This window comes from Enterobacter quasimori, from assembly GCF_018597345.1.
Lineage (GTDB): Bacteria > Pseudomonadota > Gammaproteobacteria > Enterobacterales > Enterobacteriaceae > Enterobacter > Enterobacter mori.
Genome location: NZ_JAHEVU010000003.1, coordinates 613,003 through 638,469 on the forward strand (window position 1 = coordinate 613,003; position 25,467 = coordinate 638,469).

The following is a 25,467-nucleotide window of genomic DNA, read 5'->3' on the forward strand; positions in this document are numbered from 1 at the left end:
GGGAATGAACTCAGAACATGACCTGCCCACCGGTGACGTTAATCGACTGCCCGGTGCAGTACGAGGCTTTCGGGCTGGCGTAAAACAGCAGCATGTTCAGCACGTCCTGATAATCGCACCCGCGCTTCAGCGGCACTTTATCGATGTAGTACTGCTCCACTTCTTCCGCCTTGATGCCGAGCTTGGTGGCGTACTGCGGCAGCAGGGACTGGAACATCGGCGATTTCAGCAGGTTGCCCAGCATCAGCGAATGCACGGTAATGCCGTATTCGGCCAGATCCAGCGCCAGAGACTGCGTCAGCCCCACGCCTCCAAACTTCGCCGCGCTGTAGCCGGAGTTATGCTTGCTGCCCACTTTCCCTGATTTTGAGTTGATCTGAATGATGCGCCCCTGAATGCCGTCGCGGATCATCAGACGGGAAAACTCGCGGGCGCAGAGGAAATAGCCCACCAGATTCACCTGCAGCGAGCGGTCAAAATCCCCCAGCGCGAAATCGCTGATAAAGGCCGCTTTCGCAATCCCCGCGCTGTAGACCAGCAGGTCGGTGCGTCCAAAAATCTCGTCCACGCCGCGGGCCAGCGCCATCACGCTCTGCTCGCTGGTGGCGTCGGCACCAAACCCGTACGCCATCCCTTCGCCAAACTCGGTGTTAATGGTGTCCGCCACGCGGGCGGCTTTTTCACTCTGAATGTCCACTACCGCCACGCGATAGCCCTCAGCGGCAAGCCCACGGCAGAGGAACTCGCCTAAGGTTTGTCCTCCACCAATGACAACGGCAACCTGACTCATGTGTTTCTCCTTAATTACGCAACAAATTTTAACGTGCAGCCTGGGGTGACAGCCTGCGGAACCGGGCCCGCGACGTGAACCGTGCCGGGATATTCCGCCTGCGGCTGGCCGTCGAAACGCAGGGTGATATGGCCCAGCTCGCGCAGGTTTTGCTCGGCCACGTCGCCAACGGCGGTGACGGCATAGCGCGCCTCGCCCAGCTCCAGCTGGCTTCCTGCCTTCAGCTCGCCCTTCAGCTCGCCGTGGCAGTGGATAAAGCAAAACTCTTCGATATCCGCAGGCGCGCCTTCGCGGAAGGTGATCAGCATCTGGTCGCTCAGCGCGTCGGCCGCGCTCTGGCCGATGCGGGTAATGGTGGTCTGGTAAATCACGGTCATCGCAGGAACCTCTTATTGATAAATAAAGCCGGAGACAAACCAGGCAATCAGCACCGTCGGCGCGCCCGTCAGGAAGCGGCTCACCAGTACGGACGGCACGCCCACGCGCACGGTGTCCTGGCGCGCTTCGGCCAGCGACAGCCCCACGGGGATGAAATCGCACGCCGCCTGGGCGTTAATGGCAAACAGGGCGGGCAGGGCGAGGTGCGGAGGGATGTTCCCCAGACCAATCTGCACGCCAATCAGCACGCCGATGACCTGGGCAATCACCGCGCCCGGGCCGAGGAACGGCGACAGCAGCGGGAAGGAGCAGATCAGCGCCAGCGTGACCAGCCCGAGCGGGTGGCTGGCGAGCGGGGCGAGGCCGTGGGCAATCCAGTCGCCCAGGCCGGAGGCCATAATGATGCCGATCAGCGCCGAGACGAACGCCATAAACGGCAGAATGGTCTTCAGCACCGTGTCGATGGTGTCGCGCCCGGACTGGAACAGCACCGCCACGGCGGAACCCATGCCCATCCCGACCTTCGCCAGCAGGCCGTCGCTCTGCTCGGTGATTTTCTTGCTGGTGTCGTACTCGCGCGGGGCCGCTTTTTGCGGCGCAGGCGTCCCCTTCACCAGGGTGATGTTGTCTTCCTTGACGCCCGAGACATAAATGTCCTCGAGGATGAACTGCGCCAGCGGGCCGGATTTTCCGGTGGAGTGAATATTCACCGTCGGAATGCGGCGCTTCGGGTAGATGCCGCAGCGCAGCGTGCCGCCGCAGTCGATCACCGCCACGCCGATTTCCGCTTCCGGCGGTTCCCCTTCCTTGAAGCCGTCGACCGCTTCCCAGCCGGTTAGCTCGCGCAGCCTGTCGACGATCGCCGGGCGGGTGCCCGCGGTGATGTAAACAATCTTTTTGCCTTCGGTGGCGTCGAACTCCAGCGGGCCGCCCCAGCCGCCCGTGCCTTTCTCAATGCGGATCCGGTTCATGCTGTGGCTCCTGAAAGATGGACTTTCTGTTCAAGCTGGATGCCCATTTTTTTCTCAAAAATGGCGGTGGTGAGGTCCGTCACCCAGCCGCGGAAGAAGTTGGTGACCAGGCCGACGAGCAGGTAGCTCACCGCCAGCGGGCCGAGCGGCAGGCCAAGGGTGGTGAGGCCGCTGGCGATCCCGAGATACACAAACAGTTCGCCGGGGTTGATGTGCGGGAACAGGCCGTTCATCGAATGGCAGCTGTAGGAGGCGGCGGCGTAATAGCTCGGCTTGTACTTCTCTGGCATAAAGCGACCGAGGCTTAAGGTCATCGGGTTGCAGAACACGAAGGTGCCGATAAAGGGCAGTATCAGGTAGCGGGACAGCGGATTCCCGGCGCAGCGCTGGGCGAAGCGTTCAATACGCTGCTGCCCGATAAAGTTGATCAGCGCGTTCATGATCACCAGCAGGCTGATCAGCAGGGGCAGGATCCCGGTCACCATGCCGGTGAACACTTCTCCGCCTTTCTGAAACAGCCCGATGAACCACTCGGCGCCGTGGGTGATGGTTTCTATCATTCTTCTCTCCTGTGGGGCGTTTGTTTTTGTCTATCTGCGGCTAATAATAATCACTTTGAAAGGTTTTAAAGTGTTAGTTAGATCTCACAATGAAAGAAAAATGGATTATTTTGAAAGTTAATTGACGTGGTGAATGATTTTCGGTGTAAAAAAGCGCGGATTTGCGTGGGGGAGGTGCGTACCGCTTCCTTGAGGTGTTGCGGATGCTTTACCATACTGGGTTCTTATCGAACCCGTTAAATGGATGTCTCATGTTCAAGCGTCGTTATGCAGCGCTGTTGCCTGCGCTTATTCTGCTGTCTGCCTGTAGTAGCAAACCTAAGACCGAAGCCGTTCAGCAAACGGCGGGCGCGCCTTCCGGAGGATTCCTGCTGGAGCCGCAGCACAATATGATGCAGATGGGCGGCGACTTCGCGAATAACCCGGCGGCCGAGCAGTTCATCGATAAAATGGTGAGCAAACACGGCTTTGACAGACAGCAGTTGCACGAAATTTTGTCTCAGGCTAAGCGTCTGGACTACGTGCTGCGCCTGATGGACAGGCAGGCGCCGACGGCCCAGGTGCCGAGCGGGCCAAACGGCGCGTGGCTGCGCTATCGCAAACAGTTTATTACCCCGGACAACGTGCAAAACGGCGTGGTGTTCTGGAATCAGTATGAAGATGCGCTTAACCGCGCGTGGCAGACCTACGGCGTACCGCCGGAAATCATCGTCGGGATTATCGGCGTGGAAACCCGCTGGGGCCGCGTGATGGGTAAAACCCGCATCCTGGACGCGCTGGCGACGCTCTCCTTTAACTACCCGCGCCGCGCGGAGTATTTCTCTTCCGAGCTGGAAACCTTCCTGCTGATGGCGCGCAGCGAGCAGGACGACCCGCTCGATCTGAAAGGGTCGTTTGCCGGCGCGATGGGCTACGGCCAGTTTATGCCGTCCTCCTATAAGCAATATGCCGTTGACTTTAACGGCGACGGCCACATCAACCTGTGGGATCCGGTGGATGCCATCGGCAGCGTGGCGAACTACTTCAAGGCGCACGGCTGGACGCCGGGCGGGCAAGTTGCGGTGCAGGCAAACGGCGAGGCGTTTGGTCTGGAAAACGGCTTCAAAACCAAATACAGCGTTGCACAGCTGACGGCGGCAGGCTTAACGCCAACCCAGCCGCTGGGCAACGTCGAGCAGGTGAGCCTGCTGCGTCTGGACGTGGGAACAGGGTATCAGTACTGGTACGGCATGCCGAACTTCTACACCATTACCCGCTATAACCACAGCACCCACTACGCAATGGCGGTATGGCAGCTGGGGCTGGCGGTGTCTCAGGCGCGAGTTCCGGCGGCGTCGCCGTTTAGTCAGTAAGCCGCTCCGGCGGGGAGGCCGGGTAAGGCAACGCCGCCACCCGGCATGGCTGCGCGCACGGAGCGGCCTGATGCCCTCACGCTGACCCTCTCCCACGGGAGAGGGAAGTTTTGCAGAAACATTTCGCCACACTCCCTTTTCAAACCTGCCATTTACATCTCTGTCGCCTTTTATTATTGTTATGTTATAACATTAAATATGGTATCAAGATGTCAACGTCCCTTTTTTCTCTCTCTGCTCCGGTTCGGCTTTTGCTGGCGCTGGTGCTTATTATCTTTCTCGGGCTGGCCGTGCGCTGGGCGGTGGCGTTGCCATGATCGTGATGCACGAACTGGTCGCGGGCTATGACCGCCAGCCCGTTACGCGTCCTCTTTCGGGGGCGATCGAACGTGGGAGCATGACCGCCATTATCGGCGCTAACGGCTGCGGGAAATCGACGCTGCTGAAAACGCTGGCGGGGTTTATTCCTCCCGTTAGCGGCGGCTTCCGCTGGCAGGGTAAGCGCCCGGTAATCGGCTGGCTGGCGCAGCGCCACGCGCTGGAGGCGCAGTTTCCGCTGACCGTACAGGACGTGGTGAGCATGGGCTGCTGGCCGCGCATATCGCTTTTTTCCGGTTTTCGTCGCGAGACGCGGTTGCGGATTGCCGGCGCGCTTGAGCGCGTCGGGCTGGCATCCATGGCGTTATCCACCATCGATGAGCTCTCCGGCGGCCAGTTTCAGCGCATGCTGTTTGCCCGCGTCCTGGTACAGCAGGCGCCGCTGGTCATGCTGGATGAACCCTTTACCGGAGTCGATGAAGCCACCTGCAGCGTGCTGATGGACCTGATGCTGGAGATGTACATGCAGGGGCAAACCCTACTTGCAGTTTTACACGACAGCGAGCGCGTGTCGCGCCACTTCCCGCAAACCTTGCGGCTGGATGCTGACGTTCCCCAGTGGAAAACCGAGCGGGTGAGGGTGGCATGATCTGGCAGACATTTTTTCAGCCGTTTATTGAATACGGATTTATGCGCCGCGCGCTGGTGGTTTGCCTGGCGCTCTCCGTCAGTACGACCGCACTCGGCGTGTTTCTTCAGCTGCGTCGGATGAGCCTGATGGGGGATGCGCTTTCTCACGCCATTTTGCCGGGTGTCGCCGTAGGGTATTTGCTTAGCGGTATGTCGCTGCTGGCGATGAGCATCGGGGGCTTTATTGCTGGAATTACCGTGGCGCTGGTGGCCGGTCTGGTCAGCCGCCGCACGCCGCTGAAAGAAGATGCCAGCTTTGCCGGTTTCTATCTTGGCTCGCTGGCGCTGGGCGTCACGCTGGTCTCACTGCGCGGCTCGAACGTCGATCTGCTGCATCTGCTGTTTGGCTCCATTCTTGCGGTGGACAACGACGCCGCGCTGTTCGTCACCGGCGTATGCATAGTCACCCTTATCACGCTGGCGATGTTCTATCGCGGGCTGGTGACAGAAGCCTTTGATACCGCCTGGCTGCAGGTGAACGCCCGCTGGCTGCCCGGCTTGCTGCACGGACTGTTTCTGGCGCTGCTGGTGCTTAACCTGGTGGCCGGATTTCAGGTGCTTGGCACGCTGATGGCCGTCGGGCTGATGATGCTTCCCGCGGTGGCGGCACGCTGCTGGGTACGCACGCTACCGGCGTTACTTCTGATGGCGGGCATCAGCGGTATTTTCTGCGCATGGCTGGGGCTGAGCCTCTCCTGGGCGATGAGTCTTCCCGCCGGGCCATCCATCGTACTCACCGCCAGCGCGCTGTTCTTTATCTCTGTTTTATTTGGCTCGCGCAGCAGGCTGGCTGGCAGCGTGCGGGCGCTTTTTTAACGCAAGGGGAAATGATGAAACGTACAGGATTAGCCGTGGCGCTCGCGCTGGGGATGATGTCGCACGGCGTGATGGCGAAAACGCTCAACGTGGTGACCAGTTTTTCAATATTGGGCGACATGACTCAGGAAGTGGGAGGAGACCACGTGAAAGTGACGACGCTGGTAGGGCCGGACGGCGACCCGCATACCTTCGAACCGTCACCGAAAGACAGCGCGGCGCTGAATAAGGCCGATGTGGTTGTGGTCAACGGCCTGGGGCTGGAGGGCTGGCTCGACCGGCTGGTGAAGGCCTCAGGATTTAAAGGCCAACTGGTGGTGGCGTCAACCGGAGTGAAAACCCACACGCTTGAGGAAGAGGGCAAAACCGTGACCGATCCGCACGCGTGGAACAGCTCGGCGAACGGGGCGCTGTATGCACAAAATATTCTGGAGGGGCTGGTAAAAGCTGACCCGGAAGATAAAGCTGCGCTTGAAGCTTCCGGAAAACCCTATATCGCACAGCTTAACCAGCTGGATAGCTGGGCCAAAACGCGTTTTAACGCGATCCCGAAGGATAAGCGCAAGGTGCTGACCAGCCATGATGCGTTCGGCTATTTCAGCCGCGCCTACGGCGTGACGTTTATGGCGCCGCAGGGGCTGTCCTCCGAGAGCGAGGCCAGCGCGGCGCAGGTGGCTGAGATCATTAATCAGATCAAAGCCGACGGCGTGAAAACCTGGTTTATGGAAAATCAGCTCGATCCGCGTCTGGTTAAACAGATTGCGTCGGCGACGGGCGCGCAGCCTGGGGGCGAGCTTTACCCCGAAGCGCTGTCGTCAAAAGGCGGCGTAGCGGACACCTACGTTAAGGCGTTTCGTCACAATGTCGATACGATTGCGAACAGCATGAAATAACATGCCCCGAGCCGGTGCGCCTGCATCGGCTTTTTTCTGAAGCCCCCTCGTAAAACCGCAAGCTCATCCCCATATCTGACGAGAAAGTGCTATCTTGTGCAGCACGTTTTTCCGAAGCCTGGAGCGAGAATGACTGACCATGAATTGATGCAGCTTAGCGAAGTGGTAGGGCTGGCGCTTAAACAGCGTGGGGCGACCCTCACAACGGCGGAGTCCTGCACCGGCGGTTGGGTTGCCAAAGTGATTACCGATATTGCCGGCAGTTCCGCCTGGTTTGAACGCGGTTTTGTGACCTACAGTAACGAAGCTAAAGCACAGATGATTGGCGTGCGTGAATCGACGCTTGAACAGCATGGTGCGGTGAGCGAGCCGGTGGTGATTGAGATGGCCATTGGCGCGCTGAAAGAGGCGCGGGCAGATTACGCCATTTCCATCAGCGGTATCGCAGGGCCGGACGGCGGCAGCGACGTGAAGCCTGTCGGCACCGTCTGGTTTGGTTTTGCCACCGCTAAAGGTGAAGGGATCACCCGCCGGGAGTGCTTCAGCGGCGATCGCGAAAGCGTGCGTCGTCAGGCAACCGTTTATGCGTTAAAAACGCTCTGGCAACAATTTCTACAAAATACTTGATACTGTATGACCATACAGTATAATTGCACCAACAGAACAGAAATCCACGGTGAAGCGCAGTCGCTTCTCCCGGCATGACAGGAGTAATAATGGCTATCGACGAGAACAAACAGAAAGCGTTGGCGGCAGCACTGGGCCAGATCGAAAAGCAATTCGGTAAAGGCTCCATCATGCGCCTGGGTGAAGACCGTTCCATGGACGTGGAAACTATCTCCACCGGTTCGCTTTCTCTGGATATCGCACTGGGCGCTGGCGGTTTGCCGATGGGCCGTATCGTAGAAATCTACGGACCGGAATCCTCAGGTAAAACCACCCTGACCCTGCAGGTTGTTGCAGCGGCGCAGCGCGAAGGTAAAACCTGTGCGTTTATCGATGCTGAGCACGCGCTGGACCCTGTCTATGCCCGTAAACTGGGTGTTGATATCGACAACCTGCTGTGTTCCCAGCCGGATACCGGCGAGCAGGCGCTGGAAATTTGTGACGCGCTGGCACGTTCTGGTGCGGTTGACGTGATCATCGTCGACTCCGTTGCGGCACTGACGCCAAAAGCGGAAATCGAAGGTGAAATCGGTGACTCTCACATGGGCCTCGCGGCGCGTATGATGAGCCAGGCGATGCGTAAGCTGGCCGGTAACCTGAAGCAGTCCAACACGCTGCTGATCTTCATCAACCAGATCCGTATGAAAATTGGTGTGATGTTCGGTAACCCGGAAACCACGACGGGTGGTAACGCCCTGAAATTCTACGCTTCTGTCCGTCTGGATATCCGCCGTATCGGCGCGGTGAAAGAGGGCGAGAACGTGGTTGGTAGCGAAACGCGCGTGAAGGTTGTGAAGAACAAAATCGCTGCGCCGTTTAAACAGGCTGAGTTCCAGATCCTCTACGGCGAAGGCATCAACTTCCTCGGCGAGCTGGTTGACCTGGGCGTGAAAGAGAAGCTGATTGAAAAAGCGGGCGCATGGTACAGCTACAACGGTGACAAGATTGGTCAGGGTAAAGCGAATGCTATCTCCTGGCTGAAAGAGAACCCGGCTGCAGCGAAAGAGATTGAGAAGAAGGTACGTGAGCTTCTGCTGAACAACCAGGACTCCAAACCTGATTTCGTGGTGGATGCCGCGGATGCTGAAGAGACCAACGAAGACTTTTAAGTCTCTCGTGTAAAGATGAAGGGCTGCTGATGCGGCCCTTTTTGCATTTCTGAATCTGCAGGTTTTTTATGAGTGAATCCACATCACGTCGACCCGCGTATGCACGCTTACTGGACCGCGCGGTGCGCATCCTTGCCGTGCGTGACCACAGTGAACAGGAGCTGCGGCGAAAGCTGTCCGCTCCCGTGATGAGCACAAACGGTCCGGAAGAGATTGATGCCACCGCGGAAGATTACGACCGCGTCATCGCCTGGTGCTATGAGCATCGCTATCTTGACGACGAGCGCTTTGCTTCTCGCTTTCTCGCCAGCCGTGGCCGCAAGGGATACGGGCCCGCGCGCATTCGGCAGGAGCTAAACCAGAAAGGGGTGGCCCGGGAATCCATCGAAAAAGCGATGCGCGAATGCGACATTGACTGGTGCGAGCTGGCAAAAGAGCAGGCCATTCGTAAGTACGGCGAAGCGCTGCCGCGTGAATTTTCAGAAAAAGTCAAAATCCAGCGCTTTTTGCTCTACCGGGGCTTCCTGATGGAAGATATTCAGGATATCTGGCGTAATTTTGCCGATTGAACGCATGCGGGATTTTACTTCCCACCAAAGAAAACTTATCTTATTCCCACTTTTTCCAGTAGCTGGTCTGTCCAACGGTTTACCGATACAGGCTGGCTACGACATTTCGTTAGCTTGATTTCAGGATAATTATGAGCAAGAGCACCGCTGAGATCCGTCAGGCGTTTCTCGATTTTTTCCATAGTAAGGGACACCAGGTTGTTGCCAGCAGCTCCCTGGTACCGAACAATGACCCGACTCTGCTGTTTACCAACGCCGGGATGAACCAGTTCAAGGATGTTTTCCTTGGTCTCGACAAGCGTAATTATTCCCGCGCCACAACCTCACAGCGTTGCGTGCGTGCGGGCGGTAAACACAACGATCTGGAAAACGTCGGTTACACCGCGCGTCACCACACCTTCTTCGAAATGCTGGGTAACTTCAGCTTCGGCGACTACTTCAAACACGATGCCATTCAATATGCGTGGGAACTGCTGACCGGTGAAAACTGGTTCAACCTGCCGAAAGAGCGTCTGTGGGTTACCGTCTATGAAACCGATGACGAAGCCTACGAAATCTGGGAAAAAGAAGTCGGTATTCCGCGCGAGCGTATTATTCGCATCGGCGATAACAAAGGCGCACCTTATGCGTCTGACAACTTCTGGCAGATGGGTGATACCGGTCCTTGCGGTCCGTGCACCGAGATCTTCTACGATCACGGCGACCACATCTGGGGCGGCCCTCCTGGCAGCCCGGAAGAAGACGGCGATCGCTACATTGAGATCTGGAACATCGTCTTCATGCAGTTCAACCGTCAGGCCGACGGCACGATGGAGCCGCTGCCGAAACCTTCCGTTGATACCGGTATGGGGCTGGAGCGTATTGCTGCGGTTCTGCAGCACGTTAACTCCAACTACGAGATTGACCTGTTCAGCACGCTGATCAAAGCCGTTGCGGAAGTGACCGGCGCGACCGATCTGAACAACAAATCGCTGCGCGTTATCGCAGACCACATTCGTTCCTGCGCGTTCCTGATTGCCGACGGCGTTATCCCGTCGAATGAAAACCGTGGCTACGTGCTGCGTCGTATCATTCGTCGTGCTATCCGTCACGGCAACATGCTGGGCGCGAAGGACACCTTCTTCTATAAACTCGTTGGGCCACTGATTGGCGTGATGGGTGCTGCCGGTGATGAGCTGAAACGCCAGCAGGCGCAGGTAGAGCAGGTACTGAAAACCGAAGAAGAGCAGTTTGCACGTACGCTTGAGCGCGGTCTGGCGCTGCTGGACGAAGAGCTGGCGAAGCTTCAGGGCGACACGCTGGATGGCGAAACCGCTTTCCGTCTGTACGACACCTACGGCTTCCCGGTTGACCTGACGGCGGACGTCTGCCGCGAGCGCAACATCAAAGTTGACGAAGCGGGCTTCGAAGCCGCGATGGAAGAGCAGCGCCGTCGTGCGCGTGAGTCCAGCGGTTTCGGCGCCGACTACAATGCGATGATCCGCGTTGACGGCGCGTCAGAATTCAAAGGCTATGAAGCACTGGAACTGACCGGCAAAGTGACCGCCCTGTTTGTTGACGGTAAAGCCGTGGACAGCATCAGCGCGGGTCAGGATGCGGTTGTTATTCTGGACAAAACGCCGTTCTACGCGGAATCCGGCGGCCAGGTTGGCGATAAGGGCGAACTGAAGGGCAATGGCTTTAGCTTCAGTGTGACCGACACCCAAAAATACGGTCAGGCGATTGGTCACCAGGGCAAACTGGTTTCCGGTTCTCTGAAAGTGGGCGAGGGTGTTCAGGCTAACGTTGATGAAGCTCGCCGCGCGCGCATTCGTCTGAACCACTCTGCAACCCACCTGATGCACGCTGCCCTGCGCGACGTGCTGGGTACCCACGTTGCACAGAAAGGTTCTCTGGTTAACGACAAAGTGCTGCGTTTCGACTTCTCGCATTTTGAAGCGATGAAACCGTCTGAAATCCGCGCGGTGGAAGATCTGGTGAACGCGCAGATCCGTCGTAACCTGCCAATCGAGACCCACATCATGGATCTCGAGGACGCGAAGAAAAAAGGTGCGATGGCGCTGTTTGGCGAGAAATACGACGAGCGCGTTCGCGTGCTGAGCATGGGCGATTTCTCTACCGAACTGTGCGGCGGTACGCACGCCTCGCGCACCGGTGACATCGGCCTGTTCCGCATTGTTTCCGAATCAGGTACGGCGGCAGGTGTGCGTCGTATTGAAGCGGTGACCGGTGAAGGCGCAATCGCCAGCCTGCATGCGCAGAGCGATCAGCTGCACGACATCGCGCAGCTGCTGAAAGGCGATAGCCAGAACCTGGGCGAGAAAGTGCGCGTTGCGCTGGATCGCACGCGTCAGCTGGAAAAAGAGCTGCAGCAGCTGAAAGAGCAGGCTGCGGCGCAGGAGAGTGCAAACCTCTCCAGCAAGGCTGTAGACATTAAGGGCGTCAAACTGCTGGTCAGCGATCTGGCGGGCGTTGAGCCTAAGATGCTGCGTACTATGGTCGACGATCTCAAGAACCAGCTTGGTTCTACCGTTATCGTGCTGGCGACAGTGGCAGAAGGTAAGGTTTCTCTGATTGCGGGCGTCTCTAAGGATGTGACCGACCGCGTCAAAGCAGGGGAACTGATTGGTATGGTCGCCCAGCAGGTGGGCGGCAAGGGTGGCGGTCGTCCGGACATGGCGCAAGCCGGTGGTACGGATGCGGCGGCGCTTCCTGCGGCATTGGCCAGCGTTGAAAGCTGGGTAAGCGCGAAACTGTAATAACTACAAAGCACAAGCAGACGCCATAGCGGTAACGTTATGGCGTCTTGTTCACTGCGCTATCGATAACGATAAAGTCAGGTTGAGTTTGTGTATATCGGCTAAACTTACGTTTAACAGAATGTGATGCCGTGACTGCTTACACTTTACGTGTTTGTCATCGCTTACTTTTTGGCGTTATATGATGGATAATGCCGGGATACAAGAGACCCGACTCTTTTAATCTTTCAAGGAGCAAAGAATGCTGATTCTGACTCGTCGAGTTGGTGAGACCCTCATGATTGGGGATGAGGTCACCGTGACAGTTTTAGGGGTAAAGGGTAACCAGGTACGTATTGGTGTTAACGCTCCTAAAGAAGTATCTGTCCACCGTGAAGAGATCTACCAGCGTATCCAGGCTGAAAAATCCCAGCAGTCCAGTTACTGATATTGTCGCGTCTCGCTGTCGGGCGAGACGCAACCCTCATGCCATTTTTCCTGCATAAAGTTACCGTTCTATTTCAATCGCTCTGTTTTTAACCACTCCCTCACCTTTATCTCGCCCTGACTGCGTGTTTCTCACAAGAGTTTTCTGTGAAGATGCCTGCAAAATCCGCTTATAAAACACCCTCTTTGCGGCTTTTACATGCGAATTGCATGCGATTTGTGCAAACGATAAAAGGTTGTGGAAAATTGTTTGACTTATAAGTCCAGGAAAGTAATATATGCGCCACGCAGCGACGAGAAGCTCTTAACGAGTTACTCGAAGCACTCGAAAGAGGCGTTGTGTGGTGAGGTGGCCGAGAGGCTGAAGGCGCTCCCCTGCTAAGGGAGTATGCGGTCAAAAGCTGCATCCGGGGTTCGAATCCCCGCCTCACCGCCATTTTGCATCCGTAGCTCAGCTGGATAGAGTACTCGGCTACGAACCGAGCGGTCGGAGGTTCGAATCCTCCCGGATGCACCATCTATTACTTCATATTGCTTTAGAAGTGATATGAATATCGAGCAGTACAGTAGTAAATCCCGATGCATCCGTAGCTCAGCTGGATAGAGTACTCGGCTACGAACCGAGCGGTCGGAGGTTCGAATCCTCCCGGATGCACCATTTACTATTTCTGAAAGCAGTACCCTGATGCATCCGTAGCTCAGCTGGATAGAGTACTCGGCTACGAACCGAGCGGTCGGAGGTTCGAATCCTCCCGGATGCACCATTTACTGTTTCTAAAAGCATTTCCCGATGCATCCGTAGCTCAGCTGGATAGAGTACTCGGCTACGAACCGAGCGGTCGGAGGTTCGAATCCTCCCGGATGCACCATATTCTCCTGGATAACAGCGATGCTGTTGTTTTAAGGTCTGCGAGTTAATCGCAAGCACCAGGGAGGATAACGTTGCTTTAGCAACGGCCCGCAGGGCGAGGCGTAAGCCGAGTAATCCTCCCGGATGCACCATCTTCTCCTTCTTTGTTTATTCCTTCGACGTTCCGTCAGCAATCACACTCTCTGTCAGCGACAAAAACCACCATTTACGATAAAGTAATGCTTTGTTAATCGGTTAGCGAGAGCACGATGTACGCACAGTATGACGGTTTGATCTTCGATATGGATGGTACTCTCCTGGATACCGAACCTACGCATCGTAAAGCCTGGACTGACGTTCTGGGCCGCTACGGTATGCGTTTCGACCTTCAGGCGATGATTGCCCTCAACGGATCCCCCACCTGGCGTATTGCGCAGGCCGTGATTGAACTGAATCAGGCCGATCTCGACCCGCACCTGCTCGCACGTGAAAAAACCGATGCGGTAAAAGCCATGCTTTTAGATACCGTGCGCCCTCTGCCGCTGATTGATGTGGTAAAAGAGTGGCACGGGCGTCGCCCGATGTCGGTGGGGACGGGCAGCGAAAGCGCGATTGCTGAAGCATTACTCAACCATCTTGGCCTTCGCCACTATTTTTCTGCCGTGGTGGCCGCCGATCATGTTAAACATCACAAGCCCGCACCGGACACTTTCCTGCTCTGCGCAGAATTAATGGGCGTCCCGGCGGCAAAATGCGTTGTGTTTGAAGATGCCGATTTTGGTATCCAGGCCGCGCGTGATGCCGGAATGGACGCGGTGGATGTGCGCTTACTGTGAGTGACGCGCTGTCACTTTCCTCATTATTCGCCAGCAGTTTTTTAAGCGCCACGCTGTTACCGGGAAATTCGGAAGTGGTACTGGTGGCAATGCTGTTGTCCGGCGTGAGTCAGCCCTGGTTGCTCGTATTAATAGCAACAATGGGTAATAGCCTTGGGGGGCTGACTAACGTTATTCTTGGGCGTTTCTTTCCGCTGCGCGAAAAGTCGCGCTGGCAGGAAAAGGCAGTCGGCTGGCTAAAACGCTATGGCGCTGCCACGCTGTTATTAAGCTGGATGCCTGTAATAGGCGATTTACTGTGTCTGCTGGCGGGATGGATGCGCATCTCCTGGGGACCGGTGCTCTTTTTTTTGTGCCTTGGCAAGGCGTTGCGCTATGTTCTCGTGGCGTGGGCAACACTACAGGGTATGACGTGGTGGCACTAATTGGTGGAATGAATACGCGACCTTCAATCGTCAACCATTACAATTATGCTGAGTAACATTACTTTGACAGGCGGGAGGTCAATTTGATCCCGGACGTATCTCAGGCGCTGGCCTGGCTGGAAAACCACCCTCAGGCATTGAAGGGTATTCAGCGTGGTCTTGAGCGTGAAACGCTGCGCGTTAACGCGGACGGCAGTTTAGCGACGACGGGTCACCCGAAGGCGTTAGGCTCGGCGCTGACACATAAATGGATCACAACCGATTTTGCTGAGGCGCTGCTGGAATTCATCACGCCGGTGGAAGGTGATGTTGATCATATGCTTTCCATTTTGCGTGACATTCATCGCTTTACTGCCCGTAACATGGGCGATGAGCGCATGTGGCCGCTCAGCATGCCGTGCTATATCGAGCAGGGGCAGGAGATTGAGCTGGCACAATACGGCACGTCCAATATCGGTCAACTGAAGACGCTTTATCGCGAAGGGTTGAAAAACCGCTACGGCGCGTTAATGCAGACGATTTCAGGCGTGCATTACAACTTCTCACTGCCAATGGCCTTCTGGCAGGCAAAATGCGGTGAAACCGATAAAGACGCGATCTCTGCGGGCTACTTCCGCCTGATCCGCAACTACTATCGTTTTGGCTGGATCATTCCGTATCTGTTCGGTGCCTCTCCGGCGATCTGTTCTTCCTTCCTGCAGGGAAAACCGACCACGCTGCCGTTCGAGAAAACCGAGTGCGGGATGTATTACCTGCCGTACGCGACCTCTCTGCGCCTGAGCGACCTTGGCTATACCAATAAATCGCAAAGCAATCTCGGTATTACGTTTAACGATTTGCACGAGTATGTGGCAGGATTGAAGCGGGCGATCAAAACCCCGTCGGAAGAGTACGAGAAAATCGGCCTTGAAAAAGACGGCAAGCGCCTGCAAATCAACAGCAATGTGCTGCAGATTGAAAACGAGCTGTATGCGCCGATTCGTCCGAAACGCGTTACCCGCAGCGGTGAAACGCCGTCGGATGCGCTGCAGCGCGGCGGGATTGAATACATAGAAGTTCGCTCGCTGGATATCAACCCGTTCTCGCCGATTGGCGTGGACGAGCAGCAGGTTCGCTTCCTCGATCTGTTTATGGTCTGGTGCGTGCTGGCGGATGCGCCGGAAATGAGTTCAGACGAACTGCTTTGCACCCGCACCAACTGGAATCGCGTGATTCTGGAAGGGCGCAAGCCAGGCCTGACGTTAGGCATCGGCTGTGAAACGGCACAGTTCCCGCTCGCTAAGGTGGGTAAAGATCTGTTCCACGACCTGAAGCGCGTGGCCCAGACGATGGACAGCGTATACGGTGGCGAAGCGTATCAGGCCGTTTGCGACCAGCTGGTTGAAAGCTTTGATAATCCTGAACTGACGTTTTCAGCGCGTATTCTGCGTTCTATGATTGATCAGGGCATTGGCGGCACGGGGCGTTCACTCTCAGCGGAGTACCGTGAGATGCTGATGCAGGAGCCGTTAGAAGTGCTGAGCGAAGCGGATTTTGTGGCGGAACGCGATGCGTCCGTTGTGCGTCAGAAAGAGGTTGAAGCGGCGGATACCGAGTCGTTTGAGGCGTTTCTGGCGAAGCAGGCTTGAGCTGAAAAAGAAAAAGGCCACATCGCTGTGGCCAAAATATACATCTCTGAATTCAGGGATGATGATAACAAATGCGCGTCTTTCATATACTCAGACGCGCATTCTGTAGAAGAGTTCAGTTTATTTTAAAAAAAATCACTATCGGAGGTGACGTATGCCGTTATTAGATAGCTTTACTGTCGACCATACCCGTATGGAAGCACCTGCAGTCCGCGTGGCGAAGACCATGCACACCCCGCACGGCGACACGATCACCGTTTTCGATCTGCGTTTCTGCGTGCCAAACAAAGAAGTGATGCCGGAGAAAGGCATTCATACGCTGGAACACCTGTTCGCCGGTTTCATGCGCGATCACCTGAACGGCAACGGCGTTGAGATCATCGATATCTCTCCGATGGGCTGCCGTACCGGTTTCTATATGAGCCTGATTGGTCAGCCTGAAGAGAAACGTGTGGCAGAGGCCTGGAAAGCGGCCATGCAGGACGTGCTGAAGGTGAAAGAGCAGAACCAGATCCCTGAGCTGAACGTTTACCAGTGCGGTACCTACCAGATGCACTCTCTGGAAGAAGCGCAGGAAATCGCGCGTCACATCATCGAACGCGACGTTCGTGTGAACAGCAACGACGAGCTGGCCCTGCCAAAAGAAAAACTGCAGGAACTGCACATCTAGTGCACCTTTTCCCTCTCCCTCAGGGAGAGGGTAGGGTGAGGGTGGTTTAACCCCATGACCACAACCGCAACCTTCTCCTTTACCCACCGTCCCCTCGTTCCGTTTGCCCATGATTACGTTCACGGCGACAGCGAGCCGTGGCACCAGCACGACTGCGCTCAGCTGTTGCACAGCCTGACTGGCGTGGTGCGGGTCGATACCGCATCCGGCTGCTGGGTGGTGCCGCCCGGTCGCGGTGTCTGGCTCCCTGCCGGGGCGCAGCACTCTCTTCGAATCACCGGCAATGTTGCAGCCCGCACGCTGTTTATCGATCCGCTGGCGCGCGCCGATCTCCCGGCAACCTGTCAGATCGTGCAGATCTCACCGCTGTTGCGCGAGCTCATCCTCATCTCCCTGACGCTGCCGGAATCCTACGCACCCGGCAGCCGGGATGAACGGGTCTATGAGCTGATCCTCGATGAAATCCGCATGATGCCGGTATTACCGTTCCATCTGCCGGAGCCGGAAAGTGAGGCGCTACGTCGCCTGTGCCTGCAAATTCGACAAAACCCGGGGAAAAGCTGGAGCAGCGCGCAGGCTGCAAGCATGATGAACATGAGCGAGCGCACGCTGAACCGCCATTTTCAGCAGCAGACGGGTTTAAGCTACGGTGAGTGGTTGAGAAGGGCGCGCCTGCTGGAAGCCTTAGTGCGGCTGGCGCAGGGCCAGCCGGTGCTGCGTGTGGCGCTGGATCTGGGTTACGGCAGTCACAGCGCCTTTACGGCGATGTTCCGCCGGGTGATGGGAACTTCACCCAGCGATTACTTTAAGAACGGCTGACGGCGTTGAACAACGCCTGAAGCGACGCGCGCGCCACGTCGCTGTCAATGCCCACGCCCCAGCGGCTGCTGCCGTCCTGGAACAGGCAGCGGATGTAGGCCACCGAGCGGCTGTCGCTGCGTTCGCCTAACGTATGCTCGTGGTAATCCTTAATCACGAACGGGGCGTTGACCCAGCGGCTTAAGCCCTGAGCGGCGGCAGAAAGCAGACCGTTACCCTGACCTTCCAGCTGGCGCGTTCCTCCCTGCGTATAGATGCTTGCCGTTAAGTGCAGCTGGCCGTCCTGCTGGCTGTCGCTACGGTAGGATTGCAGCGCATACTGCGGTGTCGCTATCAGGCCGTAGCGGGTGCGAAACAGCTGCCACAGCGCATTCTGCGTCATCTCTTTTCCATGGCGATCGGTTTCCTGCTGCACGTGCTGGCTGAAATCCTGCTGCAGGGCGCGGGGCAACTTCAGGCCATGGTTCTGTTCGATGAGCCACGCGCTGCCGCTTTTGCCCGACTGGCTGTTCACGCGGATCACCGCTTCGTAGGTACAGCCGATATCCTGGGGGTCGACGGGCAGATAGGGCATCTCCCAGCGCTCGCCTGGCCTGCGGGCATCAAAACCTTTTTTGATCGCGTCCTGGTGCGAGCCGGAGAAGGCGGTATAGGCCAGCCGTCCTGCCCAAGGGTGGCGCGGGTGGACCGGCAGCTGATTGCAGGCTTCCACCACTTCCACCACCCGGTTCATATCGCTAAAGTCCAGGTTCGGGCTAACGCCCTGGCTGTAGAGGTTCATCGCCAGAGTCACCAGGCAGACGTTGCCCGTGCGCTCGCCGTTGCCAAACAGGCAGCCCTCCACGCGGTCTGCGCCTGCCATCACGGCCAGCTCGGCGCTGGCGACGCCGGTGCCGCGGTCGTTATGTGGATGCACGCTGATGCAGACGTCGCGGCGGCGGCTGAAGTGGCGGCAGAAATACTCGATCTGGTCGGCATAGACGTTCGGCGTGCTCACTTCGACGGTGGCAGGTAAGTTGATCACCATAGGCCGCTCGTCGCACGGCTGCCAGATTTCCGCCACGGCTTCGCAAATCTCCAGCGCAAACTCCGGCTCGGTAAAGCAGAAGGTTTCCGGGGAGTATTCATATTGCCAGCGGGTGTCGGGATTTTCCTCACACAGCTGGCGAATAAGCCGCGTCGAGCGCGTCGCCAGCTCGACGATTTGCGCTTTCTCCATGCCGAAGACCAGGCGGCGGAACAGCGGAGCGGTGGCGTTATAGAGATGGACGGTGGCCTGCTTCGCGCCGCGCAGGGATTCAAAAGTGCGATGGATGAGATCTTCCCGTGCCTGAGTGAGCACCTGAATCGTCACGTCATCCGGAATGCGGTTTTCTTCAATCAGCTGGCGCACAAAGTTAAAGTCGGTCTGGGAAGCGGACGGGAAGGCCACCTCAATCTCTTTGAATCCGCAGCCCAGCAGCAGGTTCCAGAACTGCAGCTTGCGCGCGCTGTCCATCGGCTCGGCAAGTGCCTGGTTGCCGTCGCGTAAGTCGGTTGAGAGCCAGCGCGGCGCGCGGGTGATGCGTTGCTCCGGCCAGCGGCGGTCGGGCAACGAAACGGTGGGATAAGGTTGGTATTTGTCGGCGGGTGTGTTCAGCATGATGCGCTCCTGTTGTCTTTTCACTATCGTGAATTGATTTCAGGCGTGCTGCTTTATCGAAACTGACAATCGCTGTCGCGTTCTGGACACGGTGGCGATTGTTGCCCGGTGGCGCTGCGCTTACCGGGCCTACGAATGGTGGCCCGGTAAGCGTAGGCCGGGTAAGGCGTAGCCGCCACCCGGCAACTCGTGCACAGAACTAGTGCGCGCCGCCGCCGCCGCTACCGGCGCCAAACGGTGGTTTAGCAAACCACACCAGCCCCAGCAGGACGATAAAGATCCCCGCCGATATCCAGAAAATCTCGTTTGCCGAGATGATCAGCCCCTGGTTGGTGATCTGCTGAGCAATCCAGCCGGACGCCTGCTGCTCCGTCATCCCCATGCCCTGAAGCTGATTGTACATCTGCTGAGCATTCGGATTGAACGGGTTCACCGCTTCGGTCAACTGCGCATGGTGCAATGATTCCCGGTTGGTCCACAGGGTCGTGGTGATGGATGTCCCAATCGATCCCGCCAGCGTTCGGGTAAAGTTCGACAGGCTGGATGCCGCCGCCATGCGCTCAGGCGGCAAGCCGGAAAGCGTAATGGTGGTCAGTGGCATAAAGAAGCACGCCACGGCAAAGCCCTGAATAAACTGCGGCCACGCGGAGGCGCCAAAGTCCATGCCCGGTTCGAACGTATACGCGCGCCAGTAGAAGCAGACGGCGTACATGATAAAGCTGAACGTGACCAGCCTGCGCATGTCGAGCTTGTGAGCAAAGCGGCCAATAATCGGCGACAGCAGAACCGGTATTAACCCCACTGGCGCAGAGGCCAGCCCCGCCCAGGTCGCGGTATAGCCGTACACCTCCTGCAACAGCTGCGGCAGCAGAACGATCGCGCCGAAGTAGAGCATATAGGCAAGGCTGATACACAGACAGCCAATGGTGAAGTTTCGCGATTTAAACAGCGAGAGATCGACTATCGGGTTGTCGTCCGTCAGTTCCCACACAATCAGGAAGCTGATAGCGACCACGGCCACTACCGTGAGGACGATGATTTCCGACGAGGCAAACCAGTCCAGCTCTTTACCCCGGTCGAGCATGATCTGCAGGCTACCAATGCCGACGACCAGCAGCGCCAGCCCCACGCCATCAATTCGCCGCTGCTCGGTCCGCGTTTCACGCCCGCGCAGAGACTGCAGGGTCATCAACACCACCAGCGCACCAATCGGTACGTTGATAAAGAAGATCCAGCCCCAGTGGTAGTTATCGCTAATGTAGCCACCGAGAATCGGTCCGCAAATCGGCGCGACAATTACGGTCATTGACCACAGCGCCAGCGCAATGGAGCGTTTGGCGGGCGGGTAGTTGTTCAGCAGTAAACTCTGCGACAGCGGAATCAACGGCCCGGCCACAATCCCCTGAATGACGCGGAAGAAAATCAGCATCGTCAGGCTGTTGGACATGCCGCACGCCCAGGAGGCGAGAACGAACAATATCGTTGACCACAGGAACAGCTTCACCTCACCGACGCGCTTCGCCAGCCAGCCGGTGATCGGAATGGAGATGGCGTTGGCCACCCCGAACGAGGTAATGACCCAGGTTCCCTGGCTCAGCGATGAGCCAAGGTTCCCGGCGATAGTCGGGATCGCCACGTTTGCGATGGTGGAGTCCAGCACCTGCATGAATGTCGCCAGAGAAAGCGCAATGGTCATGATGACCAGCTGCGCCCCTTCCAGCGGTTTTTGCGGCTTTTGCTGTTGCATAACGCTCACCTTCGGATTAACCGGCGTTTGCCTTCACGATGTCATCGATCAGCTTGTTGACCGGATCGAGGCTAATTTCACGGGCGTTACTTTCATAAGCCGGGCTGCTGCGCACCTGGCTTGCGAGGATCTGACCGTCGCGGTTGGCGGTGTCAACCGTCACCAGCGTGGAAAGACCGATACGCAGCGGGTGATCCGCCAGCTGCTTGGCATCCAGCTCGATACGCACCGGCAGACGCTGAACCACTTTGATCCAGTTACCGGTGGCGTTCTGCGCAGGCAGCAGGGAGAAGGCGCTGCCGGTCCCCATATCCAGACCGACCACTTTACCGGTGTACTTCACGTCATCGCCGTAGATGTCGCTGATTACGGTCGCGGTCTGGCCGATACGCATATGCGCAAGCTGCGTCTCTTTGAAGTTCGCATCCACCCACAGATTGTTCGCGGGAACGACCGCCATCAGCGGCGTCGTGGTACCAATCTGCGCGCCTGGCTGCACGGAACGACGGGAGACGTAGCCGGTCATCGGGCTGACGATTTTGGTACGCTGCAGGGCAAGCCATGCGTTACGCACTTCGGTCGCCGCCTGCTTAACGGCTGGCTGGTTTTCCAGACTGGTGCCCAGCACCATCGCCTGGTTGGCGTTGTACTGTTGGATTGCCACGTCCAGCTGAGCCTGCGCGCTGGCAACGGCGTCGCGGGCGTGCTGCAGCTCTTCACGGCCAATCAGGTTGGCGGTGCCGAGAGGAACACGACGATTGAGGTCGCTCTGCGCCTGCGCCAGTGCGGTTTTCTGCACGTCGATGCTGGCCTGAAGCTGTTTGCTGTTGATCATCAGCTGGCGAGTTTGACGGACGCTGGAGGCCAGCTCTGTCTGTGCTTTTTCGAATGCCTGTTGGGCGTCGGTCGGATCGAGCGTGACCAGCACATCCCCTTTTTGCACAAAGTCGGTATTGTCAGCCCAGACTTTCGTCACGCTGCCCGACACCTGCGCCATAATTTGAACCTGGTTCCCTGCCACGTACGCGTCGTCAGTCTCTTCAGCATGACGCAATACTAAAAACCAATAGATCCCATATGCCACGGCAATAATAATAAAGAGCAAGGTCAACAGAAGAAGGGCGCTCTTACGTTTGCCTTTCTTGTTGGCCGGTTGCTGCGGGTTGGTATTCTCCGCATTTGCGCTCATTGTTGTTCTCCACGATCTTCTTATTTTCACATCGGCTGAGCCGACCTGTTGTCAGAAAGGCCAGCAGTTTGACGTGCTGGCCTGTCAGTTTTCTTTTTTAAATCAGGATATTCGAGCGTGTCGTCGCGTTAGCGCAGCGCCTCAAGAATGGCGCCGTCTTCATCCATCTGGTCCAGACGGGTGAGCAGCTTGCGAGTGATGTGCTCAAGCTGGTCGCGCTCGGCGGTGCTGAGAACAGACCAGAGTTTGTGCAGGCAATTGTGCTGAGGTGGCAGCACCTCATGCAGGAATTCGTGACCTTTATCGGTCAGTTGCAGATGCAGACAGCGGCGGTCGTTATCGCTTTCACGGCGCTCTATCCAGCCGCGTTTTTCCAGTTCATCTGCGATACGGGTCGCATTGGTGCGGGATGAACCCAGCGCGCAGCTCAGCTCAGACGGCTGAATGCTGTGGTTTTCCTGAGACTGCAGCGTAATTAACGCCATAAACAACGTCTCGTTAATCCCTTGAGCTTTCAGCATTTTATTACGGTTTTCCAGCAACTTACCTTGCATGTGCATGCACAGGCGAGTCAGCAGGATTTCCTGATAAGGGAAGTCCTCATGACGACTGGCGCGGAATTTAAGCATTTGTTCAATGGGCGTAAACGAACTATCCATTTTGGGCATAACCTCATTAATTACAGCCGATATAGTAACGACAGTGACAAATAATGTAAATGAATTATTTGTGCGGTTATATCCGCCAAACGTATGTCACCATCAGAAAGCGCCGGGTAAATCCGTGACCCGGTGAGCACAGAAAGCGTAGGGTATGAACCCGTTGAAGAGGGGATGTGAGGATGGGGGGCTGAGCTATTCATGCGTATACTAAATATGTCACCCACATTAAAATTTCTGGAATAAATAATTGCGTTAACATTAACAGATGCAGGCCCCCTTTACACCCCAGGAGGCCTAAACAGTGTAAATGTTAGTGAATGGCCTCCTGGCGGTGATAGCCACGCCACCAGACCAGCAGATTCAGTATCGCCATGATGGCGCCGATGGCGCACACGCCTGTCCAGCCCGCATGCTGCCATGCCGAAGCAGAAATCAACGAACCTGCAGCGCCACCGATAAAGTAGCTGGTCATGTACCCGGCCGTGAGGCGGTTTCGCGCTTCTGGCTTCACGCGGTAAATGACGGTCTGGTTGGTGATATGCACGCCCTGAACGGTCAGGTCGAGCACCAGAATACCGACGATCAGCGCCAGCACGGAGACGTGCCCATACCAGATAGCCGCCCAGGAGAGCAGAAGTAACACCAGCCCGGCAGTCGTGGTCATGTGCGATTTGCCTTTGTCAGCCAGCCCGCCTGCCGGCCGTGCGCCCAGCGCGCCCGCCGCGCCGGCGAGACCAAACAGACCAATCACCCCTTCGGAATAGTTAAACGGCGGTGCGGCCAGCAGAAAGGCCATCGACGTCCAGAGAATGCTGAAGTTGGCGAAAGTGAAACACCCCAGCAGAGCGCGGGTGCGCAGCAGTTTGTCCTGGGTGAACAGGCTGAACACCGAGGCCAGAAGCTGAGGGTAGTTAAGATGGTTTTCCTGCTTCACTTTTGGCAGCCCGCGCCACAGCGCCAGCGCCATGATGACCATCAGTACGCTCGCTACCCAGTATACGGTGCGCCAGCCGCCGAGGCTTGCCAGCAGCCCGGCAACGGTACGCGCCAGCAAAATCCCCAGCAGCAGGCCGCTCATGATGGTGCCCACCACCTTGCCGCGTTTTTCCGGGGAGGCGAGGGTCGCGGCGAGCGGGACCAGAATTTGCGCCACCACGGAAAACAGTCCCGTCAGGGCGGTACCGATAATCATCATCGTCAGCGACTGGCTGCTGGCGGTGATCAGCATCCCACCGGCGGCCAGCAGGGTCATGGAGACGATCAGCATTCGGCGTTCAAACATATCGCCGAGCGGCACCAGGAACAGCAGCCCGGCGGCATAGCCAAGCTGGGCGGCAGTGACGATAAAGCCTGCGGAGCTGGCTGAGAGATTGAACGCGCGGGCGATGGTGTCGAGAAGAGGCTGCGCGTAGTAGTTGCTGGCGACTGCCAGACCCGTTGCCACGGACATTAAAAGGATGAGTGCGGGGCTAAGCCCCTGAGTTGTTTTTGTCATTAGTTTCAGGAATCGTTAGTTGAGTGATTATATTTCCGGAAACCATAATAACCAATGATGGTGAATGTTGGGGGATTGTTATGTGTGTGTTTGTGCGGTTAATCCCCTCACCCCAGCCCTCTCCCCAAAGGGGAGAGGGTGTATAAAGTCCCCTCTCCCCTTTGGGGAGAGGGTTAGGGTGAGGGGTAAGGTTGTGTTGTATTTTTTACTTCTGCGCGTCAAGCGCCTCTTTCACCCAGCCGTCAAACTGCTGCTGGTGGGCTTTGATCCAACCGTCCACGTGGCCTTTCACATCCGCTTCTGACGATTTACCCGCATGCATCATGGCGTTCTGGGCATTGATGTCCGCCAGCGGCAGCTTCATCACCGAGAACAGCTTCGCTGCCGCCGGGTTTTTCTCTGCCCAGGCTTTGTTGGCTACGATATGCATGGTGTTTACCGGGAAGCCGTAGTTCATGCCGTTCGGCAGTTTGGTATCTATGTCTTTCTGCTCGCCCGGCAGGGAGGAGAACGGCACCTGCAGCCACACCACGTCTTTACCCGGCTTCAGCACGTCGCTCACCCAGTACGGCGTCCAGGTGTAGTAGATCACCGGTTTACCCTCTTTGAAGCGGGCAATGGTGTCGGCCATCATCGCGGAGTAGTTGCCGTGGCTCACGTCGACCGTTTTCGCCAGATCGAAGGCTTTGTTCTGGTGGTTAATCACCGCTTCACAGCCCCAGCCCGGCGAGCAGCCCATCATGTCGGCCTTGCCGTCACCGTTGGTGTCGAACAGTTTGGCGATCTTCGGATCTTTCAGCTGTTCAATATTGGTGATGTGGTACTGATCGGCGGTTTTCTTGTCGATCAGATAACCCTGCGCCGCGCCCGTCACGAAGGTGCCTTCGCGGTAGAACTTCTTGTCGCCACCGGCGGCGGCATACATGTCGTCGTGCAGCGGCTGCCAGTTCACCGCGGTAAAGGTGGCGTCACCGGAGGCAATTGAGGTATAGCCCACGTTGTAATCCACTTCGCTCGGCGTGTTGACCGTGTAGCCCAGCTTCTCCAGCGCGCGGCTGACGATCAGCGTCTGGAAGCTCTCTTCCGAAATGGTGCTCTGCACCGGCTGCACGGTAATGCCTTTGCCCGGCAGGTCAGCCGCAAACGTGCTGGTGGAGACAAAGGTGGCAAACGCGGTAGCAAAAAGTACGTTATGTCGCATCGTTGT

24 protein-coding genes and 5 tRNA genes are annotated in these 25,467 nt (G+C 57.1%); 19 read left to right on the forward strand and 10 right to left on the reverse strand.

Annotated elements, in window-relative coordinates:
* Nucleotides 1-10 precede the first annotated feature (10 nt).
* Genes srlD through srlA form a run of 4 tightly spaced genes read right to left on the reverse strand, consistent with a single transcriptional unit; the run spans nt 11 to nt 2,699 of the window.
* Nucleotides 11-790 (reverse strand): sorbitol-6-phosphate dehydrogenase, encoded by a 780-nt coding sequence (gene srlD / locus KK102_RS15000; protein WP_047348067.1) that lies wholly within the window; start codon nt 788-790, stop codon nt 11-13.
* A 14-nt stretch (nt 791-804) separates the two neighbouring features.
* Nucleotides 805-1,167 (reverse strand): PTS glucitol/sorbitol transporter subunit IIA, encoded by a 363-nt coding sequence (gene srlB, locus KK102_RS15005; RefSeq protein ID WP_023308951.1) that lies wholly within the window; start codon nt 1,165-1,167, stop codon nt 805-807.
* Between the two features lie 12 nt (nt 1,168-1,179).
* On the reverse strand, nt 1,180-2,139 hold the full coding sequence (gene srlE / locus KK102_RS15010; RefSeq protein ID WP_216357919.1) for a PTS glucitol/sorbitol transporter subunit IIB: 960 nt from the start codon (nt 2,137-2,139) through the stop codon (nt 1,180-1,182).
* Nucleotides 2,136-2,699, reverse strand: coding sequence for a PTS glucitol/sorbitol transporter subunit IIC (gene srlA / locus KK102_RS15015; RefSeq protein WP_003862164.1), 564 nt, complete (start codon nt 2,697-2,699; stop codon nt 2,136-2,138). The genes srlE and srlA overlap by 4 nt, the downstream gene beginning before the upstream one ends.
* A 251-nt stretch (nt 2,700-2,950) precedes the next feature.
* On the opposite strand from srlA, the gene mltB reads away from it, so the two are divergent.
* From mltB to KK102_RS15110, 19 genes are all read left to right on the forward strand, one after another.
* A complete protein-coding gene (gene mltB / locus KK102_RS15020; protein ID WP_216357920.1) occupies nt 2,951-4,051 on the forward strand; it encodes a lytic murein transglycosylase B in 1,101 nt (366 codons plus the stop codon).
* Nucleotides 4,052-4,364: 313 nt separating this feature from the next.
* Nucleotides 4,365-5,018 carry a metal ABC transporter ATP-binding protein gene (locus KK102_RS15025; protein WP_216357921.1) on the forward strand — a complete coding sequence of 218 codons (654 nt, stop codon included), beginning with the start codon at nt 4,365-4,367 and terminating at the stop codon, nt 5,016-5,018.
* Nucleotides 5,015-5,875, forward strand: coding sequence for a metal ABC transporter permease (locus KK102_RS15030; protein ID WP_216357922.1), 861 nt, complete (start codon nt 5,015-5,017; stop codon nt 5,873-5,875). The genes KK102_RS15025 and KK102_RS15030 overlap by 4 nt, the downstream gene beginning before the upstream one ends.
* 14 nt (nt 5,876-5,889) lie before the next feature.
* Nucleotides 5,890-6,768, forward strand: a complete 879-nt coding sequence (locus tag KK102_RS15035; RefSeq protein WP_216357975.1) for a metal ABC transporter substrate-binding protein — start codon at nt 5,890-5,892, stop codon at nt 6,766-6,768.
* A 129-nt stretch (nt 6,769-6,897) separates the two neighbouring features.
* Nucleotides 6,898-7,395, forward strand: a complete 498-nt coding sequence (gene pncC / locus KK102_RS15040; protein WP_216357923.1) for a nicotinamide-nucleotide amidase — start codon at nt 6,898-6,900, stop codon at nt 7,393-7,395.
* Nucleotides 7,396-7,484: 89 nt separating this feature from the next.
* Nucleotides 7,485-8,543 carry a recombinase RecA gene (gene recA, locus KK102_RS15045; RefSeq protein WP_028014189.1) on the forward strand — a complete coding sequence of 353 codons (1,059 nt, stop codon included), beginning with the start codon at nt 7,485-7,487 and terminating at the stop codon, nt 8,541-8,543.
* Between the two features lie 68 nt (nt 8,544-8,611).
* On the forward strand, nt 8,612-9,112 hold the full coding sequence (recX, locus tag KK102_RS15050; RefSeq protein WP_216357924.1) for a recombination regulator RecX: 501 nt from the start codon (nt 8,612-8,614) through the stop codon (nt 9,110-9,112).
* 131 nt (nt 9,113-9,243) lie between these two features.
* Entirely contained in the window at nt 9,244-11,871 is a 2,628-nt protein-coding gene (gene alaS / locus KK102_RS15055) for an alanine--tRNA ligase (protein ID WP_126544836.1), read from the forward strand.
* Nucleotides 11,872-12,112: 241 nt separating this feature from the next.
* Nucleotides 12,113-12,298 carry a carbon storage regulator CsrA gene (csrA, locus tag KK102_RS15060; RefSeq protein WP_000906486.1) on the forward strand — a complete coding sequence of 62 codons (186 nt, stop codon included), beginning with the start codon at nt 12,113-12,115 and terminating at the stop codon, nt 12,296-12,298.
* 342 nt (nt 12,299-12,640) lie between these two features.
* Nucleotides 12,641-12,733, forward strand: a tRNA-Ser gene (locus KK102_RS15065).
* Nucleotides 12,734-12,737: 4 nt separating this feature from the next.
* Nucleotides 12,738-12,814: transfer RNA gene (locus KK102_RS15070), tRNA-Arg, on the forward strand.
* Nucleotides 12,815-12,878: 64 nt separating this feature from the next.
* A tRNA-Arg gene (locus KK102_RS15075) sits at nt 12,879-12,955 on the forward strand.
* 29 nt (nt 12,956-12,984) lie between these two features.
* Nucleotides 12,985-13,061: transfer RNA gene (locus KK102_RS15080), tRNA-Arg, on the forward strand.
* A 28-nt stretch (nt 13,062-13,089) separates the two neighbouring features.
* Nucleotides 13,090-13,166 (forward strand) — tRNA-Arg (locus KK102_RS15085).
* A gap of 250 nt (nt 13,167-13,416) precedes the next feature.
* On the forward strand, nt 13,417-13,983 hold the full coding sequence (gene yqaB / locus KK102_RS15090) for a fructose-1-phosphate/6-phosphogluconate phosphatase (RefSeq protein WP_120159325.1): 567 nt from the start codon (nt 13,417-13,419) through the stop codon (nt 13,981-13,983).
* Nucleotides 13,980-14,408: a YqaA family protein gene (locus KK102_RS15095; RefSeq protein WP_216357925.1), complete on the forward strand. Its 429-nt coding sequence runs from the start codon at nt 13,980-13,982 to the stop codon at nt 14,406-14,408. The genes yqaB and KK102_RS15095 overlap by 4 nt, the downstream gene beginning before the upstream one ends.
* Nucleotides 14,409-14,491: 83 nt before the next feature.
* Entirely contained in the window at nt 14,492-16,036 is a 1,545-nt protein-coding gene (gshA, locus tag KK102_RS15100; RefSeq protein WP_042716438.1) for a glutamate--cysteine ligase, read from the forward strand.
* Nucleotides 16,037-16,190: 154 nt separating this feature from the next.
* On the forward strand, nt 16,191-16,706 hold the full coding sequence (gene luxS / locus KK102_RS15105; protein WP_126544833.1) for an S-ribosylhomocysteine lyase: 516 nt from the start codon (nt 16,191-16,193) through the stop codon (nt 16,704-16,706).
* Nucleotides 16,707-16,760: 54 nt separating this feature from the next.
* Entirely contained in the window at nt 16,761-17,525 is a 765-nt protein-coding gene (locus KK102_RS15110) for an AraC family transcriptional regulator (protein ID WP_216357926.1), read from the forward strand.
* Here KK102_RS15110 and leuA read toward each other — a convergent pair.
* The 6 genes from leuA to proX form a co-directional block, all read right to left on the reverse strand.
* Entirely contained in the window at nt 17,512-19,167 is a 1,656-nt protein-coding gene (gene leuA / locus KK102_RS15115; RefSeq protein WP_216357927.1) for a 2-isopropylmalate synthase, read from the reverse strand. The genes KK102_RS15110 and leuA overlap by 14 nt on opposite strands.
* 199 nt (nt 19,168-19,366) lie before the next feature.
* Entirely contained in the window at nt 19,367-20,914 is a 1,548-nt protein-coding gene (gene emrB / locus KK102_RS15120) for a multidrug efflux MFS transporter permease subunit EmrB (RefSeq protein WP_216357928.1), read from the reverse strand.
* Nucleotides 20,915-20,930: 16 nt separating this feature from the next.
* Nucleotides 20,931-22,103: a multidrug efflux MFS transporter periplasmic adaptor subunit EmrA gene (gene emrA / locus KK102_RS15125; protein WP_042714077.1), complete on the reverse strand. Its 1,173-nt coding sequence runs from the start codon at nt 22,101-22,103 to the stop codon at nt 20,931-20,933.
* 128 nt (nt 22,104-22,231) lie between these two features.
* Entirely contained in the window at nt 22,232-22,762 is a 531-nt protein-coding gene (mprA, locus tag KK102_RS15130) for a transcriptional repressor MprA (RefSeq protein ID WP_042714079.1), read from the reverse strand.
* A 313-nt stretch (nt 22,763-23,075) separates the two neighbouring features.
* A complete protein-coding gene (locus tag KK102_RS15135) occupies nt 23,076-24,260 on the reverse strand; it encodes an MFS transporter (RefSeq protein WP_216357929.1) in 1,185 nt (394 codons plus the stop codon).
* Between the two features lie 205 nt (nt 24,261-24,465).
* A complete protein-coding gene (proX, locus tag KK102_RS15140) occupies nt 24,466-25,461 on the reverse strand; it encodes a glycine betaine/L-proline ABC transporter substrate-binding protein ProX (RefSeq protein ID WP_216357930.1) in 996 nt (331 codons plus the stop codon).
* Between the last annotated feature and the right edge of the window lie 6 nt (nt 25,462-25,467).